This is a genomic window from Actinomadura logoneensis, from assembly GCF_003428695.1.
Taxonomy (GTDB): domain Bacteria; phylum Actinomycetota; class Actinomycetes; order Streptosporangiales; family Streptosporangiaceae; genus Spirillospora; species Spirillospora logoneensis.
Map to the genome: position 1 here is coordinate 1 of NZ_QURH01000149.1, position 10,670 is coordinate 10,670.

The 10,670-nt window shown below is 73.0% G+C and carries 8 protein-coding genes; 7 read left to right on the top strand and 1 reads right to left on the bottom strand.

The window, feature by feature from the left end:
* Positions 1 to 293: 293 nt before the first annotated feature.
* A complete protein-coding gene (gene bldD / locus DZF91_RS07925) occupies positions 294 to 788 on the bottom strand; it encodes a transcriptional regulator BldD (RefSeq protein ID WP_021597992.1) in 495 nt (164 codons plus the stop codon).
* Positions 789 to 1,307: 519 nt separating this feature from the next.
* Between bldD and pyrR the strand changes: the two genes are divergently transcribed.
* From pyrR to DZF91_RS07960, 7 genes are all read left to right on the top strand, one after another.
* Positions 1,308 to 1,877 carry a bifunctional pyr operon transcriptional regulator/uracil phosphoribosyltransferase PyrR gene (gene pyrR, locus DZF91_RS07930; RefSeq protein ID WP_117356840.1) on the top strand — a complete coding sequence of 190 codons (570 nt, stop codon included), beginning with the start codon at positions 1,308 to 1,310 and terminating at the stop codon, positions 1,875 to 1,877.
* The gene (locus tag DZF91_RS07935) at positions 1,878 to 2,819 is read left to right on the top strand and encodes an aspartate carbamoyltransferase catalytic subunit (protein ID WP_117356834.1); all 942 of its coding nucleotides are present in this window, start codon (positions 1,878 to 1,880) and stop codon (positions 2,817 to 2,819) included. It abuts the gene before it with no gap.
* Positions 2,816 to 4,105, top strand: coding sequence for a dihydroorotase (locus tag DZF91_RS07940; RefSeq protein WP_117356835.1), 1,290 nt, complete (start codon positions 2,816 to 2,818; stop codon positions 4,103 to 4,105). The genes DZF91_RS07935 and DZF91_RS07940 overlap by 4 nt, the downstream gene beginning before the upstream one ends.
* The gene (carA, locus tag DZF91_RS07945; protein ID WP_117356836.1) at positions 4,102 to 5,223 is read left to right on the top strand and encodes a glutamine-hydrolyzing carbamoyl-phosphate synthase small subunit; all 1,122 of its coding nucleotides are present in this window, start codon (positions 4,102 to 4,104) and stop codon (positions 5,221 to 5,223) included. Before DZF91_RS07940 ends, carA begins: the two co-directional genes overlap by 4 nt.
* Complete coding sequence (carB, locus tag DZF91_RS07950; protein WP_117356837.1) at positions 5,223 to 8,561, top strand: carbamoyl-phosphate synthase large subunit; 3,339 nt, start codon at positions 5,223 to 5,225, stop codon at positions 8,559 to 8,561. The genes carA and carB overlap by 1 nt, the downstream gene beginning before the upstream one ends.
* Positions 8,562 to 8,654: 93 nt before the next feature.
* Positions 8,655 to 9,548 carry an iron-sulfur cluster-binding protein gene (locus DZF91_RS07955; RefSeq protein ID WP_117356838.1) on the top strand — a complete coding sequence of 298 codons (894 nt, stop codon included), beginning with the start codon at positions 8,655 to 8,657 and terminating at the stop codon, positions 9,546 to 9,548.
* Positions 9,545 to 10,670 (top strand): dihydroorotate dehydrogenase (locus tag DZF91_RS07960; RefSeq protein WP_117356839.1); only part of this gene is annotated, 1,126 nt, incomplete at its 3' end. The genes DZF91_RS07955 and DZF91_RS07960, both read left to right, overlap by 4 nt.

A 10,670-nucleotide genomic window follows, 5' to 3' on the forward strand; every position in this document is an offset into this window, starting at 1 on the left:
CGTCGTCCGCCCCGCCCCGGCGCGCGGCCCGTCCGTCGGACGCGTCGTCCGCCCCGCCCCGCGAGGCCGGCCGCGCCAAGGCCGGACGCGCCTAGACCAGACCAGGGGGACAGGGGCGCTCAGTGCACAAGCGCATGAATGTGCATATGCACGGAAAAACGCGTCGAGTGCGCAGCGTCATCCCGGCCCGGCGCGGAGCAGCCGGACGGCCCGGCGGCAACTGGGCCACCGGGCCGTTCGTCGGACATCGTCCGCCCGCTCCCCGGACGGGGCCGGGAGGCGCGGCGCGGACGCTAGAAGGACTCCACGGCCCGCCGGGCCTCGGGGTCCAGCACGCCCCAGCCGATGAGCTCCTCGGTGAGCTCGGTCGGGGACTTGTCGTAGATCACGGCGAGAGAACGCAGGTCCTCCTGCCGGATGGACAGGACCTTTCCGTTGTAGTCGCCCCGCTGGCTCTGGATCGTCGCGGCGTAGCGGGCGAGGGGACCGGCCTTGTCCTTCGGAAGCTGCTGCAGGCGCTCAAGGTCGATGACGAGCTTGGGCGTTGGCCCGAGCGGGCTCGGCGCGGCTCCGCCGGGCAGCAACTCGGAGACCGGCACGCCGTAGAAATCGGCGAGCTCGGCCAGCTTCTGAACGGTGACGGCGCGGTCGCCCCGCTCGTACGAACCCACGACGACGGCCTTCCAGCGGCCACGGGACTTCTCCTCCACACCGTGCAGGGACAGGCCCTGCTGGGTGCGGATGGCGCGCAGGCGCGCGCCGAGAGCCTTAGCGTATTCAGACGGCATTTCGCGGCCCCCCAGGCTCACTTCGTCGTCGTTGTCGGATTCCCGGCCACCGGTGGGTCCGGCGCCGGGGGAGACGGCCTCCCGGAGCCCGTCGGGCCCGGAAGTCCCCCTCCAGGGATGGTTACGGACAGTGACGGTAAAACGGTGACGCCCCCAGGTCAAGCCGATTGGAAAAAAGCGGTCGAATCAAACGGTGACGCCCCCAGGTCAAGCCGATTGGAAAAAAGCGGTCGAATCCGTAGGTGTCGATCCGGGTCGTCCGGATCGGCGCGAAGGGCCGCACGCCCCGCTCGACGGGCGTTCCGGAACCCCTCGCGCGCCTCGCGCGCGCGTGGGCGCGCGAGCCGGGTGTGACCGCTCTCACCAGGGATGATGTGCCCGGAGGGGGTTCGTTTCCGCCGGTTCGGCCTGCTACCTTGTCGGGGACAAGGCGTCCTTTAAGACCCGTCCTGTGAGGCGGGAAAGGAGGTTCAGGTGGTGAATGCTGCCCACCGGCCGGACGATCCGGCCGAGACGCGCGTGACCGGCCGTGACAGCGGTGCGGATCCCCGGCAGAAGGCCGTTCTGGAGGGTCCCGACATCCGGCGCGCGCTCACCCGTATCGCCCACGAGATCCTCGAGCGCACCAAGGGCGGCGAGGACGTCGTCCTGCTCGGCATCCAGACCCGCGGCGTGACGCTCGCCGAGCGGCTGGCCGCGGCGCTGCACGAGGTCGAGGGACGGCCCGTCCCGTGGGGCTCGCTCGACGTCACCATGTACCGCGACGACCTGCGGCTGCGGCCCGCCCGCGCGATCCGCCGCACCGAGCTGCCCAAGGGCGGCATCGAGGACCGCGTCGTCGTCCTGGTCGACGACGTGCTGTTCTCCGGCCGCACCGTGCGCGCCGCGCTGGACGCGCTGAACGAGCTCGGCCGCCCCCGCGCCGTCCAGCTCGCCGTCCTGGTGGACCGCGGGCACCGTGAACTCCCGATCCGCGCCGACTACGTGGGCAAGAACCTGCCCACCTCGATGCGCGAGACGGTGAAGGTCCTGCTGGCCGAGAACGACGGCCGCGACGCCGTCCTCCTCGGTCCGAAGGAGGAGAAGTAAGTGAAGCGCCACCTCATCTCGGCCGCCGACCTCACCCGCGACGACGCGCTGCTCGTCCTCGACACCGCCGAGGAGCTCGCCCGCGCGACCGAGGGGTCGATGAAGAAGCTGCCGACGCTGCGCGGCCGGACGGTCGTCAACCTCTTCTTCGAGGACTCCACCCGCACCCGCATCTCGTTCGAGGCCGCCGCCAAGCGGCTCAGCGCGGACGTGATCAACTTCTCCGCCAAGGGCTCGTCGGTCAGCAAGGGCGAGAGCCTGAAGGACACCGCGCTCACCCTGGAGGCCATGGGCGCCGACGGCGTCGTCATCCGGCACGGCGCGTCCGGCGCGCCGCACCGGCTGGCCAACTGGGTCAGGGGCAGCGTCGTGAACGCCGGCGACGGCACGCACGAGCACCCGACGCAGGCCCTGCTGGACGCCTTCACCATGCGCCGCCGCCTCGGCGACCTGGACGGCCGGAAGGTCACCATCGTCGGGGACATCCTGCACAGCCGGGTGGCACGCTCCAACGTGCTGCTGCTGAACACCCTGGGCGCCGAGGTCACCCTGGTGGCCCCGCCGACGCTGCTGCCGGTCGCGGTGGACACCTGGCCCGCCGAGGTCTCCTACGACCTGGACGCGGTCCTGCCCAAGAGCGACGTCGTGATGATGCTGCGCGTGCAGCACGAGCGGATGAACGCCGGGTACTTCCCGACCGTCCGCGAGTACAGCCGCCGCTACGGCCTGGACGCCGAGCGCATGGCCCGCCTGGCCGACCACGCCATCGTCATGCACCCCGGCCCGATGAACCGGGGCGTGGAGATCGCGGCCGAGGTCGCCGACTCCGTCCGGTCCACCATCGTCGAGCAGGTCGCCAACGGCGTCAGCGCCCGCATGGCCGTTCTCTACCTGCTGCTCGGCGGTTCCGAGCCCGCCATCGGCAAGGAGGTCTCCCAGTGAGCACCACGTACCTGATCAAGGGCGCCCGCGTCCTGGGCGGAGACCCCGCCGACATCCTGGTCCGCGACGGCGTCATCGCCGGGATCGGCCCGGACCTGGCGGCCGACGGCGCCGAGGTGGTCGAGGCCGGCGGCCTCGTCGCGCTGCCCGGCCTGGTCGACCTGCACACCCACCTGCGCGAGCCCGGCCGCGAGGACGCCGAGACCGTCGGGTCCGGCACGAGGGCCGCCGCGATGGGCGGGTACACCGCCGTCCACGCGATGGCCAACACCGACCCCGTCGCCGACACCGCCGGCGTCGTCGAGCAGGTCTGGCGGCTCGGCCGCGAGGCCGGGTACTGCGACGTCCAGCCGGTCGGCGCGGTCACCGTCGGGCTGAAGGGCGAGCGGCTCGCCGAGATCGGCGCGATGGCCGACTCCGCCGCCGCCGTCCGGGTGTTCTCCGACGACGGCCACTGCGTCTCCGACGCGGTCGTCATGCGCCGCGCGCTGGAGTACGTCAAGGCGTTCGACGGCGTGGTCGCCCAGCACGCGCAGGAGCCCCGGCTGACCGAGGGCGCCCAGATGAACGAGGGCGAGATGAGCGCCGCGCTCGGCATGCGCGGCTGGCCCGCGGTCGCCGAGGAGGCGATCATCGCCCGGGACGTGCTGCTCGCCCAGCACGTCGGCTCGCGGCTGCACGTGTGCCACGTGTCCACGGCCGGCTCGGTGGAGATCATCCGCTGGGCCAAGTCCAAGGGCTGCCGGGTGACCGCCGAGGTCACCCCGCACCACCTGCTGCTGAACGACGGCCTCGCCGAGTCCTACGACCCGATCTACAAGGTCAACCCGCCGCTGCGCACCGCCGACGACGTCACCGCGCTCCGGCACGCCCTGGCGGACGGCACGATCGACATCGTCGCCACCGACCACGCGCCGCACCCGGTCGAGGCGAAGGAGACCGAGTGGGCCGTGGCCGCGATGGGCATGATCGGCCTGGAGACCGCGCTGTCGGTCGTCCAGGAGGCCATGGTCGAGACCGGCCTGCTCGACTGGGCCGGCGTCGCCGACCGCATGTCGACCGCCCCGGCCCGCATCGGCCGCCTCTCCGGACAGGGTCGTCCGCTGGAGGCGGGGGCGCCCGCCAACATCACGCTGTACGACCCGTCGCCGCGCCGCGCCGTGGACCCGGCCGCGATGGCGTCCAAGAGCCGCAACACCCCGTACGCGGGGATGGAGCTGCCCGGACGCGTCGTCGCGACGTTCCTGCGCGGCCGTCCGACCGTCCTGGAAGGAAAGCTTCAGTGACCCAGCCTCCCGCCGTCCTCGTGCTGGAAGACGGACGGACGTTCCAGGGGGTCGCCTACGGGGCCGAGGGCGAGACCTTCGGCGAGATGGTCTTCAACACCGGCATGACCGGCTACCAGGAGACCCTGACCGACCCCTCCTACGCCCGGCAGATCGTGGCGATGACCGCCCCGCACATCGGCAACACCGGCGTGAACGACGAGGACCCCGAGTCGTCCCGCATCCAGGTCGCCGGGTACGTGGTGCGCGAGCCCGCCCGGGTGGCGTCCAACTGGCGCGCCACCGGCTCGCTCGGCTCGGCGCTGCGCGCGCAGGGCGTCGTCGGCATCGCGATCACCGGCACCCGGGCGCTGACCCGGCACCTGCGCGACCGCGGCGCGATGCGCGCCGGGATCTTCTCCGGTGACGCCGCGCAGGCCCCCGTGGACGAGCTGCTGAAGCGCGTCCAGGAGTCGCCGCAGATGGCCGGCGCGGCCCTCGCCGAGGAGGTCGCCACCCAGGAGCCCTACGTGGTCCCGGCGATCGGCGAGAAGCGGTTCACGGTCGCGGCCGTGGACCTCGGCATCAAGGGCATGACCCCGCACCGGATGGCCGAGCGCGGCATCGAGGTGCACGTCCTGCCCGCGACCGTCACCGCCGATGACATCCTCGCCCTCGGCCCGGACGGCGTGTTCTTCTCCAACGGACCGGGCGACCCCGGCACCGCCGACCACCAGGTCGCGGCGCTGCGCGGGGTCCTGGACGCCGGCAGGCCGTTCTTCGGCATCTGCTTCGGCAACCAGATCTTCGGCCGCGCGCTCGGCCTCGGCACCTACAAGCTGCGCTTCGGCCACCGCGGCGTGAACCAGCCGGTCCAGGACGTCCGCACCGGCAAGGTCGAGATCTCCGCGCACAACCACGGGTTCGCCGTGGACGCGCCCAAGGGCGGCCCGTTCGACACCCCCTACGGCCGCGCCGAGGTCTCGCACGTCAACCTGAACGACGGCTGCGTCGAGGGCCTGCGGCTGCTCGACCGGCCCGCGTTCAGCGTCCAGTACCACCCTGAAGCGGCGGCGGGCCCCCACGACGCCTCCGGCCTCTTCGATCAGTTCGTCCAGATCATGGAGGCCGGGAAGTAATGCCGCGCAGGGAAGACATCCGGTCCGTCCTGGTCATCGGGTCCGGCCCGATCGTGATCGGGCAGGCCGCCGAGTTCGACTACTCCGGCACCCAGGCGTGCCGGGTGCTGAAGGCGGAGGGCCTGCGGGTCGTCCTGGTCAACAGCAACCCCGCGACGATCATGACCGACCCGGAGATGGCGGACGCGACCTACGTCGAGCCGATCACCCCCGGGACCGTCGAGAAGATCATCGCCAAGGAGCGCCCGGACGCGCTGCTGCCCACGCTGGGCGGCCAGACCGCGCTGAACACCGCGATCGCGCTGTTCGAGAGCGGCGTGCTGGAGCGCTACGGCGTCGAGCTGATCGGCGCGGACGTCGACGCCATCCAGGCGGGCGAGAACCGCGAGCGGTTCAAGGAGGTCGTCGCCAAGGTCGCCCGCGAGCAGGGCCTGAACGCCGAGTCCGCGCGGTCGGTCATCTGCCACACGATGGACGAGGTGTTGGCCGGCGCCCGGGAGCTCGGCTACCCGGTGGTCGTCCGGCCGTCGTTCACCATGGGCGGCGCGGGCTCCGGCTTCGCGCACACCGAGGACGACCTGCGCCGCATCGCCGGCGCCGGCCTCGACGCGTCCCCGACCAGCGAGGTGCTCCTGGAGGAGTCGATCCTCGGCTGGAAGGAGTACGAGCTGGAGGTGATGCGCGACCGCAACGACAACGTCGTCATCGTCTGCTCGATCGAGAACCTCGACCCGATGGGCGTGCACACCGGCGACTCGATCACCGTCGCGCCCGCGATGACGCTCACCGACCGCGAGTACCAGAACATGCGGGACGTGGCGATCGCGGTCATCCGCGAGGTCGGCGTCGACACCGGCGGCTGCAACATCCAGTTCGCCGTGCACCCCGGCACGGGCCGGATGATCGTCATCGAGATGAACCCGCGCGTGTCGCGGTCCTCGGCGCTGGCGTCCAAGGCCACCGGCTTCCCGATCGCCAAGATCGCGGCGCGGCTGGCCGTCGGCTACACGCTGGACGAGATCCCCAACGACATCACCCGGGTGACCCCGGCGTCGTTCGAGCCGACCCTCGACTACGTCGTGGTCAAGGTGCCGCGGTTCGCGTTCGAGAAGTTCCCCGGCGCGGACGGCACCCTCACCACGCACATGAAGTCGGTCGGCGAGGCCATGGCCATCGGCCGCAACTTCACCGAGGCGCTGCAGAAGGCGCTGCGGTCGCTGGAGCAGAAGGGCTCGTCCTTCTCCTGGGCGGGCGCGGTCGGCGACAAGGCCGAGTGGCTGAAGAGGGCCGCCGAGCCGCACGACGGGCGCGTCCGGGCCGTCCAGCGGGCGATGTGGGCGGGCGCGACCGTCCAGGAGGCGTACGAGGCGACCCGGATCGACCCGTGGTTCCTCGACCAGATCGCCGGGCTGAACGAGATCGCCGCCGAGATCCGCACCGCCGAGGACGCGCTGACCCGCGACAAGATCCTCACCGCCAAGCGGCACGGCTTCTCCGACGCCCAGATCGCCGAGCTGCGCGGCCTGTCGGAGGACGTCGTCCGCGAGGTGCGGCACGCCCTCGGCGTCCGGCCCGTCTACCTCACCGTGGACACCTGCGCCGCCGAGTTCGAGGCGAAGACGCCCTACCTGTACTCGGCCTACGACGAGGAGACCGAGGTCCCGCCGGGGGAGAAGCCCAAGGTCATCATCCTCGGCTCCGGCCCGAACCGGATCGGGCAGGGCGTGGAGTTCGACTACTCCTGCGTGCACGCGTCCTTCACCCTCGCCGAGGCCGGCTACGAGACCGTCATGGTCAACTGCAACCCCGAGACGGTCTCGACCGACTACGACACCTCCGACCGGCTCTACTTCGAGCCGCTCACCCTGGAGGACGTCCTGGAGGTCGTGCACGCCGAGCAGCGGTCCGGCGACGTCGCGGGCGTGATCGTGCAGCTCGGCGGGCAGACGCCGCTCGGCCTGTCGCAGAAGCTCAAGGACGCGGGCGTGCCGATCGTCGGCACCTCGCCCGAGTCGATCCACCTCGCCGAGGAGCGCGGCGCGTTCGGCCGCGTCCTGCACCGGGCCGGGCTCACCGCGCCCAAGCACGGCACCGCCACCTCCTACGAGGAGGCGCGCGAGATCGCCGCCGAGATCGGCTACCCGGTCCTGGTCCGGCCGTCCTACGTGCTCGGCGGGCGCGGCATGGAGATCGTGTACGACGACGCCACGCTGGAGTCGTACATGACGAAGGCGACCGAGGCGTCCCCCGAGCACCCGGTGCTGGTGGACCGGTTCCTCGACGAGGCCATCGAGATCGACGTGGACGCCCTGTACGACGGCGAGGAGCTCTACCTCGGCGGCGTCATGGAGCACATCGAGGAGGCCGGGATCCACTCCGGCGACTCGGCGTGCGCGCTCCCGCCGATCACCCTCGGCCACGACGACCTGCACCGCATCCGCGAGGCCACCGAGGCGCTGGCGAAGGGCATCGGCGTCCGCGGGCTGATGAACGTCCAGTTCGCGCTGTCGGCGGGCGTCCTGTACGTCCTGGAGGCCAACCCGCGGGCGTCCCGGACCGTCCCGTTCGTGTCGAAGGCGACGGCCGTGCCGCTGGCCAAGGCCGCCGCCCGCGTCATGATGGGCGCGACGATCGGCGCGCTGCGCGCCGAGGGCCTGCTGCCGCCGTCCGGCGACGGCGGCGCCCTCCCGCTGGACGCGCCGATCGCGGTCAAGGAGGCCGTCCTGCCCTTCGACCGGTTCCGCAACGCCAAGGGCCAGGGCGTGGACACCGTCCTCGGGCCGGAGATGCGGTCCACCGGCGAGGTCATGGGCATCGACGAGGTGTTCGGCACCGCCTACGCCAAGTCGCAGCAGGCCGCCTACGGCTCGCTGCCGACCGCGGGCCGGCTGTTCGTGTCGGTGGCGAACCGGGACAAGCGCCACATGATCTTCCCCGTCAAGCGCCTCGCTGACCTGGGCTTTGAGATTCTTGCCACGGAAGGGACCGCCGAGGTCCTGCGCCGCAACGGCGTGCGTGCCAAGATCGTGCGCAAGCACAGCGACGGACCCGGCGAGGACGGCGAGCCGACCATCGTGCGGCGCGTCCTCGACGGGGAGGTGGACCTCATCGTCAATACTCCCTTCGGGAGCCCCGGCCAGTCCGGGCCCCGGCTGGACGGTTACGAGATCAGGACCGCGGCCGTCCTGCGCGGCGTGCCGTGCGTGACCACCGTCCAGGGGCTCGCCGCGGCCGTGCAGGGCATCGAGGCCGTCGCCGGCGGGCAGGTCGGCGTCCGCTCCCTCCAGGAGCACGCCGAACGGCTCAGCGGCGCGCACGGCGTGCTCGGGCAGGGGTGAGCTGATCAGGAACGGGTCCCGGCGGGCCGGCTCCGCGCGCACGGCCGCGCGGCGGACGGCCCGCCGCCCCGGACGAGGACGAGAGGGAGACGGGTGTCCGACTCACCGGTGCAGACGTCGGCGACGGTCCTGACGGTCCGCCAGGTGCAGGACTACCACGCGCTGACGCTGGTGGCCCCGGCGATCGCCGAGCGGTTCCGTCCCGGCCAGTTCGTGGCGGTCGCCGTCGGCGGCGAGCACTCCGGGCGGCTGGTGCGGCGCTGCTTCTCGGTGTACGAGGTCAAGTCGGACTACGGCGGGACGATCGAGGTCGTGTTCGCCGACACCGAGCCCGGCACGTCCTGGCTGACCGGCCGCCGGTCCCGCGACCAGGTCGACGTCCTCGGCCCGCTCGGCCGCCCGTTCCGGCTGCCCCGCGACCCGGTGAACTGCCTGCTGGTCGGCGGCGGCCCGCAGGGCGCGGCGCTGTTCGCGCTCGCCGACACCCTGGCCCGCCGCGGGTGCAAGGTCCACTTCGTGCTGGGCGGCGCGTCCGCGCGGGAGGTCTTCGGCTCCCGGATGGCCCAGCGCATCGGCGACACCGCCGTCACCACCACCGAGGACGGCTCGCTCGGCGAGCGCGGCGCCGTCCGCGACGTGCTGCCGCGCGTCATCGAGGAGACCGGCGCGGACGTCGTCTACGCCTGCGGCCCGACCGCGCTGCTGCGCTCGGTCACCCGCGTCGCGGGCGACTTCGGGCTGCCGTCCCAGGTGTTCCTGGAGGAGTTTCTGCAGTCCACGGCGGTCTGTGGGACCGGGCTGTGCATGACCTGCGTGCTGCCGTTCCACGGCGACGACGGCGTCACCCGCATGGTCCGGGCCTGCGCGGACGGCCCCGTCCTGCGCGGCGACCGGGTCCGCTGGGGCGACCTCGGCACCATCCCCTTCGACGCGCTCGGCGCCCCCCGCGTGCTGTCGGCCGTCCCGTCCGAAGGAGCCGACCGATGAGCGCCGCGTCCACCGACATGACCGTCCGGATCGGCTCGCTGGAACTGCCCAACCCGGTGCTGACCGCGGCCGGGTGCGGCGGCACCGGCCGCGAGCTGGCGCCGTTCTTCGACCTCACCCGGATCGGCGCGTTCACCACCGCCTCGGTGACCACCCAGCCGCGCGCCGGCCGCCCCACCCCCCGCGCCGCCGAGACACCCGCCGGGCTGCTCACCGCCATGGGCCTGCCCGGCCCCGGCGTCGAGCCGTTCCTGGAGCGCGAGCTGCCCTGGCTCGTCGACCGCGACGTCCGGACGGTCGTGTCGGTCGCCGGCAACAGCGTCGAGGAGTTCGCCGAGGTCGCCCGGCGGCTGCGCGGCGTCCCGAACATCGCCGCGATCGAGGTCAACGTCGCCTGCCCGAACGTCGAGGACCGGGGCCGCATGTTCGGCTGGCACCCGAGCGCCGCGGCGGCCGTGGTCGGGGCCGTCCGGGCGCACTCGCGGCCCGGCACGCCCGTCCTCGCCAAGCTCGCCCCGGACGTCACCGACATCGCCCGCATCGCGCTCGCCTGCGTGGACGCGGGCGCCGACGGCCTGACCCTGGTCAACACCATGGAGGGCATGGCGATCGACCCGGCCACCCTGCGGCCCGCGCTGACCGGCGTGTCCGGCGGGCTGTCCGGCCCGGCGATCCGGCCGGTCGCGGTCCGCTGCGTCTACCAGGTGCACGCCGCGCTGCCCGACACGCCGATCATCGGCGTCGGCGGCGTCGACTCCGGGCTCGCCGCCCTGGAGTTCATCCTCGCCGGGGCGAGCGCCGTCGCCCTCGGCACCACCCTCTTCCACGAGCCCGCGGCCCCGGTGCGGGTGCTCCGCGAACTGGAGGACGCCCTGGCGTCCCGCCGGATCGCGCACCTCGCCGACGCCGTCGGACTCGCCCACAAGCCCGCCGGGTACGTCCCGCCGCGCGTGCTGCCCCTCCCGCCGCCGGAGGGCCCGGACGGCGCCCCCGACGCCGCGCAGGCTCCTGTGTCCGCCGCTGAGGCGACGAAGGCCCCGACCGGTGCCCCGGCGCGCCAGGCGTCCCGCACGGGCGCTGACGCCGCGTTCGGGGTCCGGTCAGACGCCGCGGACGGCCGGC